The 20,039-nt window shown below is 52.9% G+C and carries 26 protein-coding genes; 5 read left to right on the top strand and 21 right to left on the bottom strand.

From position 1 onward, the window contains the following. The first annotated feature begins 30 nt into the window (after positions 1–30). Positions 31–945 (top strand): DUF808 domain-containing protein, encoded by a 915-nt coding sequence (locus OGV94_RS07640; RefSeq protein WP_170928033.1) that lies wholly within the window; start codon positions 31–33, stop codon positions 943–945. Positions 946–1,022: 77 nt separating this feature from the next. Then, a complete protein-coding gene (locus OGV94_RS07635; RefSeq protein WP_043016790.1) occupies positions 1,023–1,205 on the top strand; it encodes a YodC family protein in 183 nt (60 codons plus the stop codon). Between the two features lie 206 nt (positions 1,206–1,411). On the opposite strand, the gene yodD is transcribed toward OGV94_RS07635, so the two are convergent. Continuing rightward, on the bottom strand, positions 1,412–1,639 hold the full coding sequence (gene yodD, locus OGV94_RS07630) for a YodD family peroxide/acid resistance protein (protein ID WP_286522994.1): 228 nt from the start codon (positions 1,637–1,639) through the stop codon (positions 1,412–1,414). Between the two features lie 163 nt (positions 1,640–1,802). Here yodD and dsrB point away from each other — a divergent pair, with 163 nt between their 5' ends. Further along, the gene (dsrB, locus tag OGV94_RS07625; RefSeq protein ID WP_003030419.1) at positions 1,803–1,991 is read left to right on the top strand and encodes a protein DsrB; all 189 of its coding nucleotides are present in this window, start codon (positions 1,803–1,805) and stop codon (positions 1,989–1,991) included. 51 nt (positions 1,992–2,042) lie between these two features. Here dsrB and rcsA read toward each other — a convergent pair whose 3' ends face one another. The 14 genes from rcsA to fliF form a co-directional block, all read right to left on the bottom strand. After that, positions 2,043–2,666 (bottom strand): transcriptional regulator RcsA, encoded by a 624-nt coding sequence (gene rcsA / locus OGV94_RS07620; protein ID WP_043016789.1) that lies wholly within the window; start codon positions 2,664–2,666, stop codon positions 2,043–2,045. Between the two features lie 288 nt (positions 2,667–2,954). Then, positions 2,955–3,740, bottom strand: coding sequence for a flagellar biosynthetic protein FliR (gene fliR, locus OGV94_RS07615; protein WP_047410421.1), 786 nt, complete (start codon positions 3,738–3,740; stop codon positions 2,955–2,957). An 8-nt stretch (positions 3,741–3,748) separates the two neighbouring features. Next, on the bottom strand, positions 3,749–4,018 hold the full coding sequence (gene fliQ, locus OGV94_RS07610; RefSeq protein ID WP_003030425.1) for a flagellar biosynthesis protein FliQ: 270 nt from the start codon (positions 4,016–4,018) through the stop codon (positions 3,749–3,751). Between the two features lie 9 nt (positions 4,019–4,027). Then, positions 4,028–4,765, bottom strand: coding sequence for a flagellar type III secretion system pore protein FliP (fliP, locus tag OGV94_RS07605; protein WP_006684053.1), 738 nt, complete (start codon positions 4,763–4,765; stop codon positions 4,028–4,030). Then, positions 4,765–5,139, bottom strand: coding sequence for a flagellar biosynthetic protein FliO (gene fliO, locus OGV94_RS07600; protein ID WP_047410425.1), 375 nt, complete (start codon positions 5,137–5,139; stop codon positions 4,765–4,767). Before fliO ends, fliP begins: the two co-directional genes overlap by 1 nt. 2 nt (positions 5,140–5,141) lie before the next feature. Further along, positions 5,142–5,555 carry a flagellar motor switch protein FliN gene (gene fliN, locus OGV94_RS07595; RefSeq protein WP_003030433.1) on the bottom strand — a complete coding sequence of 138 codons (414 nt, stop codon included), beginning with the start codon at positions 5,553–5,555 and terminating at the stop codon, positions 5,142–5,144. Beyond that, entirely contained in the window at positions 5,552–6,556 is a 1,005-nt protein-coding gene (gene fliM, locus OGV94_RS07590) for a flagellar motor switch protein FliM (RefSeq protein WP_003030434.1), read from the bottom strand. Before fliM ends, fliN begins: the two co-directional genes overlap by 4 nt. A 4-nt stretch (positions 6,557–6,560) precedes the next feature. After that, the gene (fliL, locus tag OGV94_RS07585; protein ID WP_003030435.1) at positions 6,561–7,028 is read right to left on the bottom strand and encodes a flagellar basal body-associated protein FliL; all 468 of its coding nucleotides are present in this window, start codon (positions 7,026–7,028) and stop codon (positions 6,561–6,563) included. Between the two features lie 104 nt (positions 7,029–7,132). Next, positions 7,133–8,347 carry a flagellar hook length control protein FliK gene (fliK, locus tag OGV94_RS07580; protein ID WP_075146001.1) on the bottom strand — a complete coding sequence of 405 codons (1,215 nt, stop codon included), beginning with the start codon at positions 8,345–8,347 and terminating at the stop codon, positions 7,133–7,135. Continuing rightward, complete coding sequence (fliJ, locus tag OGV94_RS07575) at positions 8,344–8,787, bottom strand: flagellar export protein FliJ (protein WP_003839084.1); 444 nt, start codon at positions 8,785–8,787, stop codon at positions 8,344–8,346. The genes fliK and fliJ overlap by 4 nt, the downstream gene beginning before the upstream one ends. A 21-nt stretch (positions 8,788–8,808) precedes the next feature. Next, positions 8,809–10,179, bottom strand: a complete 1,371-nt coding sequence (gene fliI / locus OGV94_RS07570; RefSeq protein WP_047410431.1) for a flagellar protein export ATPase FliI — start codon at positions 10,177–10,179, stop codon at positions 8,809–8,811. After that, entirely contained in the window at positions 10,179–10,886 is a 708-nt protein-coding gene (gene fliH / locus OGV94_RS07565) for a flagellar assembly protein FliH (protein ID WP_043016784.1), read from the bottom strand. Before fliH ends, fliI begins: the two co-directional genes overlap by 1 nt. Beyond that, positions 10,879–11,877, bottom strand: coding sequence for a flagellar motor switch protein FliG (gene fliG / locus OGV94_RS07560; protein WP_003030443.1), 999 nt, complete (start codon positions 11,875–11,877; stop codon positions 10,879–10,881). Before fliG ends, fliH begins: the two co-directional genes overlap by 8 nt. Next, positions 11,870–13,552: a flagellar basal-body MS-ring/collar protein FliF gene (gene fliF / locus OGV94_RS07555; protein WP_047410437.1), complete on the bottom strand. Its 1,683-nt coding sequence runs from the start codon at positions 13,550–13,552 to the stop codon at positions 11,870–11,872. The genes fliG and fliF overlap by 8 nt, the downstream gene beginning before the upstream one ends. Before the next feature lie 216 nt (positions 13,553–13,768). Between fliF and fliE the strand changes: the two genes are divergently transcribed. After that, positions 13,769–14,083 carry a flagellar hook-basal body complex protein FliE gene (gene fliE / locus OGV94_RS07550; protein ID WP_043016782.1) on the top strand — a complete coding sequence of 105 codons (315 nt, stop codon included), beginning with the start codon at positions 13,769–13,771 and terminating at the stop codon, positions 14,081–14,083. 54 nt (positions 14,084–14,137) lie between these two features. Here fliE and yedF read toward each other — a convergent pair whose 3' ends face one another. Further along, positions 14,138–14,371 carry a sulfurtransferase-like selenium metabolism protein YedF gene (yedF, locus tag OGV94_RS07545; protein ID WP_000790504.1) on the bottom strand — a complete coding sequence of 78 codons (234 nt, stop codon included), beginning with the start codon at positions 14,369–14,371 and terminating at the stop codon, positions 14,138–14,140. Further along, positions 14,368–15,594 carry a selenium metabolism membrane protein YedE/FdhT gene (gene yedE / locus OGV94_RS07540; protein ID WP_370867271.1) on the bottom strand — a complete coding sequence of 409 codons (1,227 nt, stop codon included), beginning with the start codon at positions 15,592–15,594 and terminating at the stop codon, positions 14,368–14,370. Before yedE ends, yedF begins: the two co-directional genes overlap by 4 nt. A gap of 164 nt (positions 15,595–15,758) precedes the next feature. On the opposite strand from yedE, the gene yedD reads away from it, so the two are divergent. Next, positions 15,759–16,172, top strand: coding sequence for a lipoprotein YedD (yedD, locus tag OGV94_RS07535; protein WP_043016780.1), 414 nt, complete (start codon positions 15,759–15,761; stop codon positions 16,170–16,172). A 40-nt stretch (positions 16,173–16,212) separates the two neighbouring features. On the opposite strand, the gene amyA is transcribed toward yedD, so the two are convergent. The 4 genes from amyA to fliD all read right to left on the bottom strand — a co-directional run bounded on the left by amyA (position 16,213) and on the right by fliD (position 19,966). Continuing rightward, positions 16,213–17,700, bottom strand: coding sequence for an alpha-amylase (gene amyA, locus OGV94_RS07530; protein WP_221922752.1), 1,488 nt, complete (start codon positions 17,698–17,700; stop codon positions 16,213–16,215). A 68-nt stretch (positions 17,701–17,768) separates the two neighbouring features. Further along, positions 17,769–18,140 carry a flagella biosynthesis regulatory protein FliT gene (gene fliT / locus OGV94_RS07525; protein ID WP_003030458.1) on the bottom strand — a complete coding sequence of 124 codons (372 nt, stop codon included), beginning with the start codon at positions 18,138–18,140 and terminating at the stop codon, positions 17,769–17,771. Beyond that, positions 18,140–18,547, bottom strand: a complete 408-nt coding sequence (fliS, locus tag OGV94_RS07520) for a flagellar export chaperone FliS (RefSeq protein ID WP_043016778.1) — start codon at positions 18,545–18,547, stop codon at positions 18,140–18,142. Before fliS ends, fliT begins: the two co-directional genes overlap by 1 nt. Positions 18,548–18,562: 15 nt before the next feature. Then, a complete protein-coding gene (gene fliD / locus OGV94_RS07515) occupies positions 18,563–19,966 on the bottom strand; it encodes a flagellar filament capping protein FliD (RefSeq protein WP_043016777.1) in 1,404 nt (467 codons plus the stop codon). Positions 19,967–20,039 lie beyond the last annotated feature (73 nt).

Genomic DNA, 20,039 nt, shown 5'->3' with positions numbered 1-20,039 from the left:
GACTGCAAAAAAATAATATTGAGGGTAAAAATTTTGGCAGGAAGTAGCTTATTGACCTTACTCGATGATATCGCCACGCTGCTGGATGATATCTCCGTCATGGGAAAACTGGCCGCGAAAAAAACCGCGGGCGTACTGGGAGATGACCTGTCGCTTAACGCGCAGCAGGTGTCGGGCGTGCGGGCGAATCGCGAACTCCCGGTGGTCTGGAGCGTGGCGAAGGGATCGTTTGTTAACAAAGTTATCCTTGTGCCGTTGGCGCTATTGATAAGCGCCTTCATTCCCTGGGCGATTACCCCCTTATTAATGGTAGGCGGGGCGTTTCTCTGTTTTGAAGGTGTGGAAAAAGTTCTCCATACCCTGGAAGCGCGTAAACACAAAGAAACTCCGGAAGAACGTCAGCAGCGTCTGACATCTTTGGCGGCGCAGGATCCGCTCACCTTTGAGAAGGATAAAATCAAAGGGGCGATACGTACCGACTTTATTTTATCTGCTGAGATTGTCGCGATTACGCTGGGGATCGTAGCGGATGCGCCATTGTTGAATCAGGTATTGGTGTTATCGGGCATCGCGTTAGTGGTGACCGTGGGGGTCTATGGTCTGGTTGGGATTATCGTTAAGCTCGATGATATTGGGTACTGGCTGGCAGAAAAACGTAGCGCGTTTGCCCAGTCGCTGGGTAAAGGATTGCTGATCGTTGCTCCCTGGTTGATGAAAACACTTTCTGTGGTCGGCACGCTGGCGATGTTTTTGGTCGGCGGCGGAATTGTGGTGCATGGAATATCACCATTGCATCATGCGATTGAACATTTTTCCCAACAGCAAAGTGCATTGATTGCGCTGATGCTTCCAACCCTGCTGAATCTGGTGCTTGGTTTTATCATTGGCGGGATAGTCGTGCTGCTGGTGAAAGCTGTTGCCAGACTGCGCGGAGTTTCGCACTAAATGTCGCAGGGTTGATTACGCAAAACGCCTCTTTGTCGTCTAAGGTGTAAAGGTTTCTCTTGATACAGGAGGCAGGTATGGTCTTTTCTGTCAGTGAGGAAGTCACCTCAAAAGAGGGGGGCCCACGCATGATCGTTACCGGATATGCCAGCGGAATGGTGGAGTGTCGCTGGTACGACGGCTTTGGCGTAAAACGGGAAGCATTCCGTGAAGATGAACTGGTGCCGGGCGAGCGCAGAAAGCTGTGCCAGGATCCCTGAACATCTGGCTTGCGCGTAACCGGGCGATCTCTCAACCATTAGTTATATTTATCATTTTAGTGAGAATTATTTACTTGTCAGGCAAAAAAATTGCAGATAAGGTTTGTTTCACATCAGATTTCCTGGTGTAACGAATTTTCAAGTGCTTCTTGCATAAGCAAGTTTGATCCCGACCCGATAAGGGCCGGGATTTTTTTCGCCCTCAGTCAGCGATTGATTTCCGACACGCTAAAATCATGGATATCCAGCTCGAATGCGTCGGCCAGTTCATGCCATGTATGGTAATCACGCCCGTCGACGCTGACGCGTTCCGGGTCATCCTGGCTGCGATGAATTTCACTCTCGCAGATTTCGTTGATTGCCTTCAGCAGCGCTTCCACATCGACGCTGACTTCACGCTTGGCCGTATCGCTGTACTCTTTCGCGGTTTTCATCCTCATACCTCTCAACCGTTAAGGATACCGGGGGAGCGTATCCGGACATCAGATACGCACAACTTAAGTATAGACCGTCGATAAAACCCGCAATCGCACGAGCCAGGCGCTGCCAGAAAAAGGAAATTGTTCTACACTGGCACAAAGCCACAGGAGGAAAACTATGAAGGTGAATGATCGGGTCACAGTCAAAACGGACGGCGGTCCTCGTCGACCGGGCGTGGTACTGGCTATTGAAGAGTTTAGTGAAGGCACTATGTACCTGGTTTCGCTGGAAGACTACCCGCTCGGTATCTGGTTCTTTAATGAGTCAGGTCATCAGGATGGTATCTTTGTGGAAAAAGTGGAGTAAACCCGTTCTGCAGTGATTCTGACTGGTGGATTCGCCACCAGTCAGAACGTCTTAGCGCATATTCACAAAGATACCATTGGTGACATTATCCGTGAGTCGAACAACGTGATAGATAACTTGCTTATTATGCGTCTTTATCTTTCGTTTTATATTCCCCTTATGGGATGACACGGTCTTGGCCTTGATATTCATTTGGTCGGATATCTGTATTGTTCCCTGACCCTCCATCCACATGCGCAGCATGCTGGACTCGGTACGGCTTAATGACAGTGTCGGCAGATTAACATCAATGACAATATCCACTTCCTTTTTCAGAATATCGCCAAGAAGTGTATCCAATGAATCTGGTTTAATCGACTTAGAACTAATCAATAAATTTTTTCTTACTAATAGATATTCATCAAAATGTACGTTGGCAATTGCCATAAACACAATAAATAATGTACCGGGATGTTGATTAATGATTTGCTTTATTTGCTGGCTATTAGCAGGATCGTGGATAAAGCAGTCCTCATTAATAAACACCACAGCGGGCTGTTGAGAGACACAGGCGAGACTGAGTTCATCAACGTTGGAAATGTTGTTGATTTCCCTTTTTTTCACCCCCCGACTTACCAGATATCCGGTCAACCCTAGCCGGGTGTAACTGCATAAATCCATAATAATCGTTGACATGGCATACCCTCACTCAATGCGTAACGATAATTCCCCTTACCTGATTATTTCATCACAACTAAACGGAATAATAACGACCCAAGATGACGCTTTCGCTGTTTTTCAGGCGAAATTACTATCCCGTAAAGTTGCGTATAATTTGCCAGGAAACATCTTAAAGTAAAGTAAATGTTGCGTTATGTGAGTGAGGCAAAAACAAATAAACCGCGACAGAGATATCCTGGTGGATGTTGTCACTTTTTAAATTTAGGACAATCCTTAGTAAAACAGGATAAAAAATAAGGGTTATTATTTTCCGGGCATTTCGCTGACAATATCAGCCAATAAATTAAAAATTTCGCTGAATAATCGTTCGCAGAATGGCGCAATTAATGGCATCAATGCCGCCATTAATGAAATACCCACGGTGAGGGTGAGTGGAAAGCCGATGACGAAAATCGACAACTGGGGGGCCATACGATTTAACAAACCGAGTGCGAGGTTCAGTGTGAGTAGCAGCGTCATTATCGGCAGGGCCAGCATTAGACCGTTGAGGAAAATCAGGCTACCCGCCCGCGCCAGCGCGAGAAACGCATTGCTGTTCACCGGATTGCCGCCGATTGGCAAGGTATGAAAGGTATCCACCAGCAGTGAAATAAGCCATAAATGACCGTTAAACGTCAGGAACAACAGCATGGCGAGCATGTCGATCAGGCGTGCCAGCACCGGCATGTTCAGACGGCTGCCGGGGTCAAAGAAGGTTGCGAAGGAGAGACCCATTTGGAGGCCGATCAATTCCCCGGCGGTTCGTACTGCCGCAAATGCAAACTGCATGGTGAAGCCTATGGCGATGCCGATCAGGATTTGTTGCATTGCCTGCCATAGCGCGCCAACAGAAAAGATGGGGACGTCTACGGGGGGAATCGATGGGGCGATAACGACGGTTATCATTAATCCAAGCCCCAGTTTTACCCGTTTGGGGATGGCGCGCTCGCTGAGAATAGGGGCCGTTGAGATGAGCGCCAGTATGCGCAGCAAAGGCCAGAAGTAAAGGTTTAGCCAGTGGAGCCATTCAACGCTGGTCACCTGCAGCATAATGTCATCTACCCGATGATATAGGGGATATTGCTGAACAGCGTACGTACGTAGTCGAGCAGCAGGTTAAGCATCCACGGTCCGGCAACAATGATGGCAATAAACACCGCGACAATTTTGGGAATGAAGGACAGCGTCATTTCATTAATCTGGGTCGCCGCCTGCAAAATACTGATGATAAGACCTGTGACGAGGGCGACCAACAGCAACGGCGCGGCAAGGGCCAGGGCGACCTTCATCGCCTCTGTGCCCATCATCATGACCGATTCAGGAGTCATTTCGCGCCTCTAACTGTAAAAGCTTTGTGCCAGCGAGCCGACAAGCAGCTGCCAACCATCTACCAACACAAACAGCATCAGCTTGAACGGCAGCGCGATCGTGGCCGGGGGGACCATCATCATCCCGAGCGCCATCAGCACGCTGGCGATGACCAGGTCGATAATCAGAAACGGAATAAAAATAGTAAAACCTATCTGGAATGCCGTTTTCAGCTCGCTGGTGACATAGGCCGGAAGCAAAATTCGCATCGGTACGGCTTCTGGTCCTTGCAGTGGGCCGCTGTTTGCCAGACGAGCGAACAGCGCCAGATCCGCTTCACGGGTTTGGCGCAGCATAAACTCACGCAGCGGCTGTGCGCCTTTCTCCATGGCTTCCTGCATGGAGATCTTCTCTTCACTGAACGGTTGATACGCGTCGACGTAAATTTTGTCGATTACTGGCGACATGATGAAAAAGGTCAAAAATAGCGCCAGCCCCAGTAGCACCTGGTTCGGCGGTGCAGAAGGTGTTCCCAGCGCATTTCGTAACAGGCCGAAAACGATGATGATGCGGGTGAAGCTGGTCATCATCAATAAAATGGCGGGCAGGAATGTCAGCGAGGTGATAAACACCAGCGTTTGCACTGGCAAAGACCAGCTTTGTCCGCCGCCTGGCAACGGCTGGCTTACCAGTCCCGGAAGCTGAGCGAGGGCAACAGGGCTGAAAAGCCATAAGCCTGCCAGCGTGATGGATAACAAACGGCGCATCAGGATCTCCCAGGACGCTTGAGCAAACTCTTCATCATGGCCTGGAAATCCGCGGGGGAGGCCGGTTTTTCTTCTGCCTCGGCAGGCGCCGCGGGCAGGGTGTGCAATACGTTAATTTGCGAGGCCGTGACGCCCAGCACCAGGCGCGCATCTTCAACCTCAACAATCACCACGCGCTCACGTGGACCCAGTGAGGTGCTCGCAGTAACTTTCAGTCCGCGCGTACCAGCGCTTTTGGGGGCAAACCCCATACGCTTAATGACCCAGGCCGCAGCCAGGATCAATACGATGATCCCAAACAGCGCGCCGCTTACCTGTACCAGCGGTGAGCCGGGTACTGCGGCTGGCTGAGAAACTGTCGCCTGGGTATTCATGCTTAACGGCTCAGACGGCGCATGCGTTCTGATGGGGTAATAATGTCGGTGATACGAACGCCGTATTTATCTGCGACCACCACCACTTCACCCTGGGCAATCAGGTAACCGTTGATCAGGATATCCAGCGGCTCGCCAGCCAGACCATCCAATGCGACGACCGAACCCTGCGTCAGACGCAGCAGCTCTTTGATGGTCATGCGGGTACGGCCCAATTCGACGGTCAGTTTGACCGGAATGTCCATGATCAGATCGATGTCCTGCAAAGCACCGCTGACGTCGCCGCCGCCTAACTGCTGGAATACCGCATCGGCCGCACTTTTGGTGGGCGTGGTTTTTTGCTCGTTTAACGCGTCAGCCCACAGATCGTCCAATGCGCCAGTGTTCTCATCGGACGGATTATTCATATCACTCATTTGGGCTGTTCCTCATTCAGCGAATTCAAAATCGGGTTTATCAGATGTTCTACGCGTAACGCATACTGACCGTTTACGGTGCCATACTGGCTGGTCAGTACAGGCACGCCGTCCACATGAGCAATAATGCGGTCGGGTTTTTCAATCGGCAGTACATCGCCGGGTTTCAGTTTTAAAATCTGGGATAGCCGCAGCGGAATGTCGGCAAAGTTTGCCACCAGCTCCAGCTCAGAATGCTGAACCTGACGCACCAGATTATTGCGCCAGTTCTGATCTTCATTACGCGAGTTTTCCAGCGGCGGGTTCACCAGCAGCTCACGCAACGGTTCAATCATGCTGAATGGCAGACAGATGTTAAATTCACCGGTCAGGTTGCCAATTTCAACGTGGAACGGAGTATTCACCACGATGTCGTTAGGAGAGGTGGTGATATTGGTAAATTTCACCTGCATCTCGGAACGAACGTATTCCACTTCCAGCGGATTGATGGCCTTCCACGCGTCGCTGTAGCTTTCCAGCGCCAGCTTCAGCATGCGGTTGATAACGCGCTGTTCGGTATGGGTAAATTCCCGACCTTCAACTTTCGTCGGGAAGCGTCCATCACCGCCGAACAGGTTATCAACGGCGATAAATACCAGACTCGGTGAGAACACCACCAGACCCGTACCGCGCAGCGGCTTCAGGTGGATTAAGTTCAGGTTGGTCGGAACCGGTAAGTTACGCGCAAACTCGTGGTATGGCTGGATACGGATCGCACCCACGGTAATATCCGGGCTACGGCGCAACAGGTTAAATAATCCCATACGGAACTGGCGCGCGAAGCGTTCGTTAATAATCTCCAGCGCCTGTAAACGCTCACGTACTACGCGGCGCTGGGTGTTGGGATCGTAAGGACGAATATCGCTTTCTTTTGCGATACCGGAAATGGGTTCGTCTTTAGTTTCGCTATCGCCGTTAAGCAATGCGTCGATTTCAGCCTGAGAAAGAATACTGTCGCCCATGTCTTTACCGCAGAATAAAAGCTGTATAAAGAACGTCGGTGACAACCTGTTTGGGTTGACCAACAACGAGCGGAGTCGCGAGCGTCTCTTTGATGGCGGTAATCAACTGTTGCTTACCTTCTTCGGTGGCGAGCGTAGCCGCGTTCTGGCGGGAAAACAGCAGCAGCAAGCGGCTGCGTACTTCCGGCAGATATTCGTTAAGACGTGAACGCGTCGCCTCGTCTTTCATACGCAGTGTGATACCGATATACAGTACACGGTCCGCATCACCCAGATTGACGGTAAAGGTATCCAGCGCGAAGAATACCGGGGCTGGCGGTGGAGCCGGTTCCGCTTTGACGCTGGCGGACGGCTGCTGCTGCATGCGCCAGTAGCTATAACCCGCAGTTGCGCAGGCGGCGAGGGTAATTAATACCAGCAGAGGGATCCAAATAGCGCGTTTACTTTTTTTGTTAATCGCGGAGTCAGTCATCAGATACGGGCTTCCTGTTTCGGTACAGCTTATGGGCTGATTATCCCGTGTCCTGTCCACGACAAAGCGTGGAAAAGACGCGGATAATCATGCTACCTCTGGCGTTAGGCGAAGATGTCTACTGCTCCATCACCGCGTGCTGCGGCTTGCAGTGAGGCTGGCGTAGCCAGTACGGCGTCATCTTCAGCGGCAAAAATGTCTTGTCCCTGAGCGCGACCCGTCTGCTGTTGCTGCCCGGAAGACTGCTGATTGCCGGCAAAGCTTTCACTACTGATACTGCTTTGCCCAAGCTGGATCCCGCTTTCAGCCAACTGCGTACGCAGCATCGGTAACGCGGCTTCCAGCGCAGCACGTACGTGACTGTGTGGCGATACCATTTGCAGCTGCGCGAGGTTGTCATCCAGCTTGAGGGAAATATGCACCTGGCCGAGATCCTGTGGATGCAGGCGCAGTTCTGCGCTTTGCTGACCCTGACGCGTAAACAGCGTGACGTGCTGGCTCAGAGATTGCTGCCATTCGTGGCTACCCAATGGGGCGCTGAGTACGGGGGCGGCGGTCGGTAACGGCTGAGCATGGGGTTGCGGGCTACTTAACGGCGCCGCCGTCACGCCAACGCTGGTTGGCGAAGGGGAACTGTCAATTTCCGCTCTGGTCGTCGCTGCTGCCGCCAACGGGGTTAGCGTCGGATTGTTTGTCTGATCCAGGCTGCTGCCAGGATTGGCAATATCCGCTTTGCCTTTTTTGGCATCACCGGGCAGCAATTCGCCCGCGTTATCGGCGATAGCGCCGTGTACCGTGCCGCGTGACAACGCCGAAAGTGCGGCATCAACTGGGACTGGCGCGCTGTCGATGGCAGGCGTAGCCAGTGGTTGTCCTGGCAGCATGGCGAACAACGCGCTCAGGCTGGCGAGATCGTCATCGCTGAGCGTGGTGGTTTTTTCATCCTGCTGAGCGACTTTGCCCAGTGTTGTCAGGGCATTAGCTTTCAAGGAGGGCGTGAGGGCTGACAACAGTTGCTGAGCGTCTGTCATGTCGGCAAGAGACGCATCGGTTTGCATCTCTTTTTGCGCCAGCAGCTCGGATAACTTGAGCGACGGGGTTGGATCGCCATTTTTTTGCAGCAACCCTTTTTGCAGTTTGCTACCGGCCGCCTGTAAGTCGGCAAGCGACAGCGGGGCGTCTTTACCCTGCGCGTCGCCCGCACCTAATGCGCCAGCCAGCAGCGCTAAAAAATCCTCGGCTGAATCTACCGCTTTGCCAGACTGAAGACCTGCGGCTACGTCGGTGTCGGTGGTAATCAGTTGGGGTAAAGTAATCATTCGGGTTTCCTCATAGCTGCGCGCTGAGCAAATTCATCCATCTTTTTCTGATCCAGGCGGTTTTCAGCCAGCAATGCCGCCGAGGTTTGTCTGTCCTGCAGAGTCTGCCATGCCTGTAAACGTTGTTTTTTATCACGCCAACTGTTCAAAGCCTGGTCCACTTTCTGCGTCCATTGATTGAGCTGTTGGCGATGTTGCTCAATGGCTTTTTCCAGCGTCTGAATAAATTGCTGGTAATTGATCCAGCGATTGCTGGTAATACCCTGACCCATGTCAGTGTTAAGATTGTTGCGATACTCATGCTGATAATCGATCAGCATCTTCAACTGCTCTTCCGCCTGCTGACAGCCACGACGCATCTCTCCCAATAAGACAGCGGCGTCATCTACCTCTTTTTCAGCCAGGTCTTTCAATGTTGCTAATGCACCATGTTGTGCCATGACCTATGCTCTCCTGCTTAATCACACACCAGGGAAAATCAGTTCTAAAGCTTGCAGAGAATCTTCCCAGTCAGCCCGTTCAAAGATGCCTTGCTGTAAGAACGCTTCCAGTTGCGGCCATAAGGCGATGGCTTTATCCAGCATGGGATCGCTGCCTTTGGCATACGCCCCCACGCTAACCAGATCGCGGTTGCGCTGGAAGCTGGATAGCAACTGTTTAAAGTTACGCACCCGCGCATAGTGTTGTTCACTAATGAGCGCGGTCATAGCGCGGCTGATCGAGGCTTCAATATCGATGGCCGGATAGTGACCCGCCTCAGCCAGATGACGTGACAGCACAATGTGGCCGTCCAGAATCGCGCGCGCGGAATCCGCAATGGGGTCCTGCTGGTCGTCACCCTCGGTCAGTACCGTATAAAACGCGGTAACTGAACCGCCGCCGTGAATACCGTTCCCGGCACGTTCAACCAGCGCCGGTAATTTGGCGAATACTGAAGGGGGATAACCTTTGGTTGCCGGCGGCTCGCCGATCGCCAGGGCTATCTCACGTTGCGCCATCGCGTAGCGGGTGAGGGAGTCCATAATCAGCAATACGTGCTGTCCACGATCGCGGAAATCTTCAGCAATACGCGTAGCATAGGCCGCGCCTTGCATACGTAATAGCGGCGAGACATCTGCCGGAGCGGCAATCACCACCGAGCGTGCGCGACCGTCGGCTCCGAGGATATTTTCAATGAAATCTTTAACTTCACGGCCACGTTCGCCAATCAGGCCCACGACGATAACATCGGCCTGGGTATAGCGCGCCATCATGCCGAGCAGAACGCTTTTACCAACGCCGGAGCCTGCGAAAAGTCCCATACGCTGGCCGCGACCAACGGTTAACAACGCGTTGATGGGACGTACGCCGGTATCCAGTACGTGCTCAATCGCGGTACGTTGGAGCGGGTTAAACGGCGGCGTAATCAACGCCCCAGTTTCGGTGGTATCCGGGGCGGGCAGTCCGTCGAGCGGTTTGCCGCTACCGTCTAGCACCCGCCCGAGCAGTGCAGGGCCAAGCGGTAATTGCTTGCCGCTTTGCAGACCTTCGCCAGCAATGTTCTTTGCGTACACGCGCGCGCCAGGCAAAACGCCTTCGACCTCTTCGAGCGGCATCAGAAACAGACGCTGACCGTTAAAGCCCACAACTTCACTTTCGACTTCCTGGGTTTCGTTGCCGTCCTGACGCTCAATAACGCAGGTGGCGCCGAGCGGCAATTGTAATCCCGTGGCCTCCAGCACCAGCCCGGTGGCACGGGTCAGTCGACCGTAACGGCGCACCGCAGGCAGTAGCGACATTTTCTCTTCGAAGTTGTCCAGTGTATTGAGCCAGCGAGTCAGGCGAGTAGTCATTACACGACTCCCGGCGCTGCCAGACGGCAGAGTTCTTGCCAACGCGTGGCGACGCTGGCATCCAGATCGCCTTCGTCGGCTGAGACTTTACAACCGCCGTGATGCAGCGTCGGATCGCCGCGCAACCGCCAGCCGTGCAGGCTGAGGGTCGCACCGAGCATCTCCTCCACACGCTGGAGATCGTCCGGATGCACACGCAATTGCGGTTTACCGCTAAACAACGGCTCCTGCTGCAACAGCTGTTGGATTTGCTTAATCAACGCCGCGTTATCCACGATTGGCGTCTGACCAATCACCTGACGCGCGGCTTCCAGCGCCATTTGCATCAGGCGTGAGGCGATAACGCTGTCCAGTGCGTCCAGCGTATTCTGAAATTCGCTCACCAACTGCTGCATGCGGGCATGAATCGGCGCATGCTGAGCGCGCGCCTGGCTCTGACCTTGCTCCAGTCCCTGGTTCAGACCTTCCTGATAACCTTGTTCGTGGCCCTTTTGTCGACCTTCCGCCAGGCCCGCGTTATAGCCTTGCTCATGGGCTTGCATTTGCAACTGTGCGAGCTGCTGCTCAAGCTGTTGCTCTGCAGAGAGTTCCGGCTCGTCGGACTCTTCTGACAGCGGCGTTTCGCTGTGGTCGGCCAGTATGAACTCCGCCATTGGTGGGGCGAGATCGTCCGGGGTCCAGACTTTCCATGGCAGTTCGTTAGACATAGGTATCCTCGCCGCTGCCTATCACCATCTCGCCGGTTTCCGCCAGACGACGCACAATAAGCAGAATGGCTTTCTGTTCGTTTTCCACTTGCGACAAACGCACCGGACCGCGGTTGGCGAGGTCGTCGCGCAGAATATCGGCAGCACGTTGCGACATGTTGCGCAGGAACTTCTCGCGCAGCGGCTGTTCGGCACCTTTCAGGGCAATCAGCAGCGATTCGGAATCCACTTCCTGCAGCAGGCGCTGGATGCTGCGATCGTCGACGTCCACCAGGTTTTCGAACAGGAACATCTCGTCGATAATTTTCTGTGCCAGTTCGCCGTCGAATTCGCGTACGGCGGTAATAACGGCTTCTTCCTGCTGGGTTTTCATCAGGTTGATAATTTCTGCCGCCGTTCTCACGCCGCCCATTTTGCTGCGCTTGAGGTTCTGGCCATCGAGCAGACCGTTGAGTACCTCGGTCAGTTCTGCCAGCGCGGCAGGCTGTACGCCACCGAATGTGGCGATACGCAGCATGACGTCATGACGTAAACGTTCGTCAAACAGCGCCAGAATATCGGCAGCCTGACCTCGTTTGAGGTGCACCAGAATGGTGGCGATAATCTGCGGATGCTCGTCGCGGATAAGGTCGGCGGCGCTTTGCGGCTCCATAAAGTTGAGCGTTTCAATGCCGCTGGTGGTATCGCGGGTTTCCAGAATATCTTCCAGCAGGCTGGAGGCACGTTCCTCGCCAAGCGCTTTCACCAGCACGGAGCGTAGATATTCGTTGGCGTTGATATTCAGTGCGGCAAACTGTTCTGCTTCTTGCTCAAACTCGGCCAGCACTTCCGTCAACTGTTTGTTGGAGATCTGGCGTACGTTCGCCATCGCTGTACTGAGCGCCTGAACTTCGCGCGTGGAAAGGTGCTTAAACACCTCCGCCGCGCGATCTTCGCCAATGGTCATCAGCAGGATGACGCTTTTATCGGTACCGGTAAGGGCATTACTCATGATCGTTACTCATCCACTGGCGAATGACCAGCGCCACGACGCGCGGATCGTTATCTGACATTTCACGAATACGCTGACTCATGACTTCTGCACCCAGACGCTGATTAGTTCGACGCTGCTGGGTTTGTTCGTCTTTGCTAAGTCGAACTTCAACCGCTTCTTCGGTTTCCTGACGGATACGCGTTTTCTCTTGAACGGCTTTTGCTTCTTCGCTGCGACGAACCAACTGCGGGCGAACAGCTTTTCGCCACAGGATCCAGGCGACTAACAGAACCAGTAACCAACGACCTGCGGACATTAACTGATCAATAAAGGACTGCTGTTTCCAGAACGGTAGCTCGCCAATGGAATCGTCGGTCGCCGTGAAGGGAGAGTTCACCACGTTCAGGGTATCGCCACGCTTGTCGGAGAAGCCCATCGCTTCGCGGGTCAGATCCTCAATCTGTTTCATCTGCTCGGCGGTTAACGGCAACGGTTTGCCGTCTGGCAAGGTTTTATAGTTGACGACTACTGCCACCGAGAGACGCTGTACATCGCCAACGTTCATTTTGGTGTGGCGAATGGTACGGTCGACTTCATAGTTGCTGGTTTCATTGCGCTGCGTACTGCGCGGGCCGGCATTATTGCTGTTATTCGCCGTTTGCGGGTTTTGCGTATTTTGCGCGTTTTGCTGATTAGCTGGTGGGTTGGCGATTGGCGCGGTATTTGCCGGAGCAGGCTGATTAGACAATGCGCCCGGGACGCCGCCTGGCGCTCCGCTACCAACCTGTTCGCTGACGTTCAACTGACGTGAACGCAGCACGGCCTGGGACTCATCACCGTTTGGACGATACTGCTCTTCGGTTTGCTCTTTGTTGGCAAAATCCAGCTGTGCGGTGACCTGCGCGTGTACATTACCGTTGCCGACAATCGGCGACAGGATCGATTCGATACGACGCTGAACGCGGCCCTCAACATCGCTGGCGTATTTCAGTTGCGCATCGTTAAGATCGCGGCTGCTGGTGTTCGACTGAGTTAACAGGTGACCCGCCTGGTCGACCAGCGTAACGTTGCCCGGAGGTAAGCCTGCAACAGCGCTGGAGACCAAATGCGTGACCGCACTGATCTGACCTTCATCGAGGGCGCGGCCCGGCTCGAGATTGACGGTGACGGAGGCTGAAGGCGCTTTTTGTTCACGCACAAACAGCGACGGTTTCGGCATTGCCAGATGCACGCGGGCGCGTTTTACCGGTCCCAGCGTTTCAATGGTACGGGCTAATTCACCTTCCAGCGCACGCTGGTAGTTGACCTGCTCGCTAAACTGGCTGATACCAAACTTTTCCTGATCCAGCAGTTCAAAGCCCACCGCACCGCCTTTCGGCAGGCCTTGTTGCGCCAGACGTAAGCGCAGTTCGTGGACTTTATCGGCAGGAACTTCAATGGCGCCGCTTCCCTCAGTAAAACGGTAGGGAACGTTCATCTGCGTCAGTTGGGTGACAATCGCGCCACCATCCTGATCGGAAAGATTGCTGAACAGCGTGCGGTAGTCAGGCGCTTTGGCCCACAGGACCATCGCCACGATGATAGCGACGGCAGCGGCTCCCGCCACAATCAGAGGAATTCTGGGATTCGCGCGCAGGCGGTTTAACCACTCGAGAGGTTTAAGCTGGGTTGCAGTCGATGCTGTCGCACTCATCTCGCACCTCGTGGCTTATCGTGGACGGCGTTTTTTGCAAAGTGGAACAAGACTCACTCCCGGGTCAGCAAACTCGAAAAATTGACGGTCTCATTATTTGCGGTTTCGAATTTTTCTATGCGTTAAAAACCGTGGTTTTTTATCGTTATTTAACGCCTTTATCTTATTGACTAACTGGTAATCTCAACTACGTAAAAAATCATCCAGGGGATCAGAATGTCGGCAATACAGGGGATTGAAGGGGTCATCAGCCAGCTACAGACCACGGCGATGTCAGCAAAAATGCAGGATTTGCAGCCACAACCGACCGTGAGTTTTGCCGGTCAACTGCATGCAGCGTTAGACAGGATCAGCGATGTGCAAACCGCATCCCGTGTGCAGGCTGAGAAATTTACCCTCGGTGAACCGGGTATTGCGCTGAATGATGTGATGACCGATATGCAAAAAGCGTCGGTATCGATGCAGATGGGTATTCAGGTGCGTAATAAACTGGTGTCGGCGTATCAGGAAGTGATGTCGATGCAGGTGTAGAGACTGCGTGCAGAGAATGTTTGCCGGATAAGCGCAGCGCCATCCGGCAACGAGTTATTTCTGAATCAAATAGCGGATCGTTGGGCCATCCTGCTGAATATCCAGCACCGTATAACCGTGATTACGCGCATCCAGTGGAATATTGTTGATTGACTGCGGGCAATCGCTCACCACTTCCAGAATTTCACCTTTCTTCAATTGCGGCATCGCTTCCAGCGTGGCTACAGCCGGGTACGGGCACGGTTCGCCGACCATATCGAGGCGATAATCAGGCACGATATTTTTCATACAGACTCCTTGGCAGGCGTCAGCCCTGCGCGACGGAAGAAACGTTTTTCCCAGCCGATAATCAGCATCAGCGCGGCAAATAACAGCAGATAGGTCACCAGCAGACCACCGAGCGGGCCGAAGGTGTTAAGCAGATTCACTTTGTCCCAGTTGGTGGCAAGCGCGGGAGCAAAATCATCCCAGTAGTAGGCCAGAATGGTCGAGCCAATTACGTTGCCCAGACCAACCCACCAGTAATGTACCTGACCTTCAACGGCGCGGTACATCCAGCCGGTTTCACACCCGCCCGCTAAAACAATACCGAAGCCGAAAAGCAAGCCGCCGATCACCGCATTTGGACCCGCCCACATGATTTTAGGCTCAACGCCAAGTTGCACGTAGCTAAAGATACCGATGGCGCTGACCGCCATCCCGAAGATGATCGCTTTTGCCATATGGGTACGACCGGAAATCCACAGGTCGCGGAAGGCGGAGGTGAAGCAGATCTGCGCCCGTTCAATCAGCAGACCAAACCCGACGCCAAACAGCATAGCCAGACCGAGCTTGGGTTTATCCATTGCGGTGAGTAGCGCCCAGCCGATCATGGCGATAAACACCAGCATGCCGAGGCGAAAACGGCGACGGGCCTGGTCCGGTTTTTGCGTCAACGGTGAAGCGGCGGAGACTTTCTGCATTTTGACCGGAATACGGAACATCGGCAGCAGGGTAAAGCGTGCGCCAAACCACGAGCCAATAGCCGTTGCCAGTGCGAAAAACCAGGCGTGTAGCGAGAACTGCGGAATGCCGGTGAAGAATGCGGCCAGGTTACAGCCCATTGCCAGTCGGGCACCGAAACCGGCGATCATCCCGCCGACTATCGCCTGCATAATGCGCACCCGACTGCGCGGCATGCGTAATTTGACGTTGTTTGCCCACAGCGCGGCAGCAAAACAGCCACCAAACATGCCGAGGATCATCATCCCGTCAATGCGGGTCAGGGGCGAGCCTTCGAGATGGATCAGTTTGTAGTATCCCCACTCTTCGGCATGCACGCCAAACAGTTGCAGGATTTGACCACCCCAGCGCGTGAATTCGCCGGTCACGGCCCAGAAGGTTCCCGTAATGCCGAAATAATAAGTAGAGAGAATACCCGCTGCGATGACCGCAGGGGCGGGGGCCCAAAATTTAATTAACCAGGCCTGTTTGAAGTGTTGCCATGACATGCGTTTTGCCTCTGAACTCAGAAGGTATGTAACAAGAAGTGTGGATACTACACCGATCAGAATTTTTGACTATGAGTAATAAGAGGTAATACCGTCTGGATCAATCTTTCTCAACGCAGCCGAAAGGCTGGCGGCATCAGGCCTTTAATGCCACAATCCCATTTTCTTCGCATGCAGGATGAATGATGAAAAAATTAGCAATCGTTGGTGTATTTCTGGCGCTTACCGGATGCGCCGAAGTAGAAAATTATAACGACGTGGTGAAAACGCCAGCGCCAGCCGGTCTGGAAGGATACTGGCAGTCAAAAGGTCCGCAACGCAGCCTGGTCAGCCCGGAAGCGATTGCCAGCCTGGTGGTAACAAAAGAGGGCGATACGCTGGATTGTCGCCAGTGGCAGCGGGTCATTGCCCTGCCGGGGAAACTGACGATGATTTCAGGCGATCTCACCAACGTGACGGTGAAACGCGAGCTGTATGAGATTGAGCGGGAAGGCAATACGCTGGAATATGACGGTATGACGCTGCAGCGGGTCGATCGCCCGACGCAGGAATGTGCTGACGCGTTAAAGAAAACGCCGCTGGCCACGCCACTGCCATAAGTTATACGCCCCGGTAGCCAACGGCCACCGGGGTTAAGTTTTACAACACGTCCTCAATTACCCACACGCTGACGCTACCGCCGTTACAGAAAAACGTTGCTTCACCGTTTTCATCGGTGACCACGCTTTCTTCGCGATTTCCCAGATAGTCACGCCAGGTTTTATTGCCGTAATTCGCGCCGAGATTGATGGTCTTTTCGCCATCATCGCCGTTAGACAGGACCACCACACAGCCGGGATCTTCTTCCGTTCCGCTGCGGCTAAAAGCAATACAGTTAGGATGATCGAAAAAGAGCGTCTGTACCCCGTGCGCGAAGCGTTGGCGCGCGAGGATCAGTTCATCAAGCTGCTCGATGATCGGCATGTCGATAGGATAGGTTTCGCCATCTCCGCCAGTGTCTTCGTAATGCGCTCCGTAGAGGTCAGGATAAAACACCGACGGCACGCCGTTTTCTCGTAACAGGATCAACGCATAGGCCAGCGGCTTAAACCACGGCTCGACAGGGGCTTCGAGTGCCTGTAAGGGCTGAGTGTCGTGGTTGGCCACCAGCGTTACGGCATGAAAGGGATCGGCCTCCACTAACGTGTCGGTGAAAATCTGGCTCATGTCGTAATCACGACCCTGACGGGAGGCTTCGTGGAATTTCATCTGCAAAGGGGCATCGAACAACATGGTTTTCCCCTCCACCTGATTAATGTAGGTTTGTAGCTTATCGACCTCGTGGGACCAGTATTCCGCGACGATAAACAGTGGCCTGGGAGCGACTTCCTGTACGTGCTCGATCCACTCTTTATAAAACCATGCCGGAATATGTTTCACGGCATCTAAGCGAAAACCGTCGCACTGGGTTTGCTCCATTACCCAGCGAGCCCAGTATTTGATCTCCTCGGTAACCGCGTGATTACGGAAATCGATGTTCTCTCCCATCAGATAATCAAAATTACCCAACTCATCATCAACCTGATCGTTCCAGCCTTCCCCGGTGTAGTCGTTAACGATTTTAAAAATGCCGTCTTCGGTTGGATTTTCGATATGGTCAATGCCGCTGAAACATTTAAAGTCCCAAATGAATTGCGAGTACTGGCCTGCGCGGGCAGGGAAGGTGTAACGCGTCCAGCCTTCGCATTCTACTATCTCATCGTCTATTTGCGTGCGATCGTCGGCGTTAACCCGCTGAACGCGGATATTCTCTTTCTCATCCGCGCCCATTTTGTGGTTGACCACCACGTCGAGCAGGACGGCAATATCATTGTGTTTTAGCGCGTCTATCGCCGCCAGCAGCTGGTTTTTATCGCCGTATTTGGTGGCGACGGTTCCCTTTTGGTCGAATTCGCCCAGATCAAACAAATCGTAGGAGTCGTAGCCAACGGAGTAGCCGCCGGATGCGCCTTTATAGGCGGGAGGTAACCACACCATATTGATGCCGATGTCATTGAGTCCGCCTGCGCGTTCGGCAAGTTCGGGCCAGAGTTGACCGCCCTCAGGGTAATACCAGTGAAAATACTGCAATAACGTGGGATTTTTCATCTTCCGTGCTCCAGAAGTCGTTTGGCCGACCTCTGGAGTATGGAAGATAATTCAGACGAGACGGGAAATTATTGTGGGGCAGTGGGGGCGTCGGGGACTAACAGCATGCCGGAAAGACGACCATAGGCGTTATTCAGCGTCTTTTGGCGCGTCGACTGACCGATGAGATTGCTGAGTTCATCCAGGCGCTGCTGCAACAATGTTTTGAGCAGTTGTTCGTTATCCAGCGTCTGTTTAATGTACCCGGCCACTAAGTCCTGAATACTTCGCGTAATGCCTGGTGGAGTTTGCTCTTCCATGACCACTTCAATACTTTGCAGATAGGTAACTTCCTGTTCCAGTAAAAGGTCCCATTCACCACGCTGCGCCAGTTCCAGCAGCGAGTGACTGAGTAGCGCGATGCGCTGCCAACGGTTGATAAACTCCACGGCTGAGGTCATTAACGAGACTCCTGGGACGACGCGTTCGGTGAGATCTGTTTCCAGGCATCCGCAATGTTGCCGAGTAACCCTTCGACTTCTTCAATGGCTTGACAATCATTATTCAGATTAGCGTGCAGTAAGCGGCGAACCATATAGTCATACAATGAAGAGAGATGGGTGGCGAGTTCTCCCCCTTTTTCGTGGTCCAGGCCGGCTTTCAGGCCATTATCAATAATATTGATGGCTTTACTTAACGCTTCACCTTTGGCGACGATATCACCTTGCTGCATAAACAGGCGAGCGCGCACCAGGGCGCTGTTGGCGCCATCAAACAACATTTCAATCAGCTGATGTGGATTGGCGCTCATTACGGCGCTTTCCACGCTGACCTGTGCATAGGCTTTGGTACCGCTCGCGGTATACATGCTTACCTCGTGTTATCAGGAATTATTCATCGCTGAAAATTGTTGCCCCAAATACGTACTGGTGCTGTTCAGCTTACTCATCATGGAATCCAGTTGGGTAAACTGGGCTTTATAACGAGCAACGACTTCATCAATACTGTTGCTGACAGTCAGATACTGTTTAGTCAGCAGCTTCAGGTTGGCGTTAATATTGTCTTGCGCATTATCGATAATGCCGTCATCGGCCAGATAGCTTTTTACTTCGGTGGCAATCTTAGTGGTAATACCGGTCTCTTTGCCATCGCCAACCAGCAGCTCGCGAGTGGCAGCGGTATTATCTTTCAGTGCCTTAGCCAGCTTTTCTTCATCGATTTTTAATTTCCCGGTACCACCGTCCTGCGTAATACCAATCTCAGACATGGTTTTAAACGGGGATTCGCTGCCGCTGTTAGCAAATGGCGCACGAATGCCGTTTTGAATGGTACGGAGAACGCTATCGCCCAGCAACGCGCCGTTATCGGCGCTGGCCGCTTCACCCGGTTCAACTTCTTTATATTTCGTCAGCGTGCCAAAGGTATCCACCAGTGAGTTATAGGCTTCTACCCAGGCCTTGATCGCCGTGGTGGCCTTTTCATCACTTTTTGTTACCGTGATAGACGCATCTTTTACTTCTTTGGTCAGCTGGAGCGTGATGCCCTGCGGAGCGTCAGTTACGGTATTGCTTTGACGTTCAATATCAATGCCGTTGACGGTCAATTGCGCATTTTGCGCCCCGACCAGCTGTTTCATTTTCCCGCTGCCGGCTTTGCTGTCATAGGACAGTAAATCGCTCAGTTTTGCGTCGTTGGACACCGAGATGGTCATTTCACTTTCAGTGCCGCTTTCTGCGGTTAACACCAACTGGTAGTCGTCTTCTTTAACCTTCACCAGACTTGCGGAAATACCGCTGTCGGCATCATTTATGGCATCGCGAATATCTTCCAGTGAGGTTTCGCCTTTGCCTAATTTGATTTCCAGTGGCTCTTTACGGCCCGGTTGCGAAATCGTAATCGTACGTTCATCGACGCTGGTATCGCCCAACTGTTCTTTAGTCGAGGTAATTTTCGCCGTAGTCGATAATGACTGTGCCTGCGCCAGTTGAGTGACGCTGACGGTGTATTTACCTGGAGCAGCGCCCGCGGTGGTGCTGACTTTTAAATCTTCTGTGCTGCTGGTGGCAGTGGTGCTTTTAAACAGATCGGCATTGTTCAGTGCGGTATTCGCAGTCTGAAATTTTTCTAATGCACTTTTTAGCGTGCCATACGCGGTCAGACGCGAGGTGTTAGCGCTCTGCTGCTGGGTAATTGGCGTTAAACGCTTTTTCTCAGCAGTGGTTAAGTTTGTCAGCAATGTATCCAGCGGTAAGTTCGAACCAACGCCCAGTGATGTAAATGAAGGCATGCCTAATTCCTTGTGATTGCAAACAGTAGTTAACCGCTTTATCGGCAATCTGCGCGCAAAGTTTAATAATAGT

The organism is Citrobacter sp. Ce006, from assembly GCF_030336535.1.
In the GTDB taxonomy this organism is placed as follows: domain Bacteria; phylum Pseudomonadota; class Gammaproteobacteria; order Enterobacterales; family Enterobacteriaceae; genus Citrobacter; species Citrobacter europaeus.
The sequence above is the reverse complement of the archived record's forward strand: the minus strand, read 5'-3'. Positions and strand labels throughout refer to the sequence as shown.

Bases quoted from the DNA above. Each gene is read 5' to 3' on its own strand.
- fliQ (WP_003030425.1), bottom strand. From the start codon at position 4,018: ATGACTCCTGAATCGGTCATGATGATGGGCACAGAGGCGATGAAGGTC.
- OGV94_RS07635 (WP_043016790.1), top strand. From the start codon at position 1,023: ATGGTCTTTTCTGTCAGTGAGGAAGTCACCTCAAAAGAGGGGGGCCCA.
- fliE (WP_043016782.1), top strand. From the start codon at position 13,769: ATGTCGGCAATACAGGGGATTGAAGGGGTCATCAGCCAGCTACAGACC.
- yedF (WP_000790504.1), bottom strand. From the start codon at position 14,371: ATGAAAAATATCGTGCCTGATTATCGCCTCGATATGGTCGGCGAACCG.
- fliI (WP_047410431.1), bottom strand. From the start codon at position 10,179: ATGACTACTCGCCTGACTCGCTGGCTCAATACACTGGACAACTTCGAA.
- fliG (WP_003030443.1), bottom strand. From the start codon at position 11,877: ATGAGTAATGCCCTTACCGGTACCGATAAAAGCGTCATCCTGCTGATG.
- fliN (WP_003030433.1), bottom strand. From the start codon at position 5,555: ATGAGTGATATGAATAATCCGTCCGATGAGAACACTGGCGCATTGGAC.
- yedD (WP_043016780.1), top strand. From the start codon at position 15,759: ATGAAAAAATTAGCAATCGTTGGTGTATTTCTGGCGCTTACCGGATGC.
- fliK (WP_075146001.1), bottom strand. From the start codon at position 8,347: ATGATTACTTTACCCCAACTGATTACCACCGACACCGACGTAGCCGCA.
- fliS (WP_043016778.1), bottom strand. From the start codon at position 18,547: ATGTATACCGCGAGCGGTACCAAAGCCTATGCACAGGTCAGCGTGGAA.
- fliF (WP_047410437.1), bottom strand. From the start codon at position 13,552: ATGAGTGCGACAGCATCGACTGCAACCCAGCTTAAACCTCTCGAGTGG.
- fliT (WP_003030458.1), bottom strand. From the start codon at position 18,140: ATGACCTCAGCCGTGGAGTTTATCAACCGTTGGCAGCGCATCGCGCTA.
- yodD (WP_286522994.1), bottom strand. From the start codon at position 1,639: ATGAAAACCGCGAAAGAGTACAGCGATACGGCCAAGCGTGAAGTCAGC.
- fliH (WP_043016784.1), bottom strand. From the start codon at position 10,886: ATGTCTAACGAACTGCCATGGAAAGTCTGGACCCCGGACGATCTCGCC.
- amyA (WP_221922752.1), bottom strand. From the start codon at position 17,700: ATGAAAAATCCCACGTTATTGCAGTATTTTCACTGGTATTACCCTGAG.
- fliL (WP_003030435.1), bottom strand. From the start codon at position 7,028: ATGACTGACTCCGCGATTAACAAAAAAAGTAAACGCGCTATTTGGATC.
- rcsA (WP_043016789.1), bottom strand. From the start codon at position 2,666: ATGTCAACGATTATTATGGATTTATGCAGTTACACCCGGCTAGGGTTG.
- fliO (WP_047410425.1), bottom strand. From the start codon at position 5,139: ATGAATACCCAGGCGACAGTTTCTCAGCCAGCCGCAGTACCCGGCTCA.
- fliP (WP_006684053.1), bottom strand. From the start codon at position 4,765: ATGCGCCGTTTGTTATCCATCACGCTGGCAGGCTTATGGCTTTTCAGC.
- fliD (WP_043016777.1), bottom strand. From the start codon at position 19,966: ATGCCTTCATTTACATCACTGGGCGTTGGTTCGAACTTACCGCTGGAT.
- fliM (WP_003030434.1), bottom strand. From the start codon at position 6,556: ATGGGCGACAGTATTCTTTCTCAGGCTGAAATCGACGCATTGCTTAAC.
- fliJ (WP_003839084.1), bottom strand. From the start codon at position 8,787: ATGGCACAACATGGTGCATTAGCAACATTGAAAGACCTGGCTGAAAAA.
- dsrB (WP_003030419.1), top strand. From the start codon at position 1,803: ATGAAGGTGAATGATCGGGTCACAGTCAAAACGGACGGCGGTCCTCGT.
- fliR (WP_047410421.1), bottom strand. From the start codon at position 3,740: ATGCTGCAGGTGACCAGCGTTGAATGGCTCCACTGGCTAAACCTTTAC.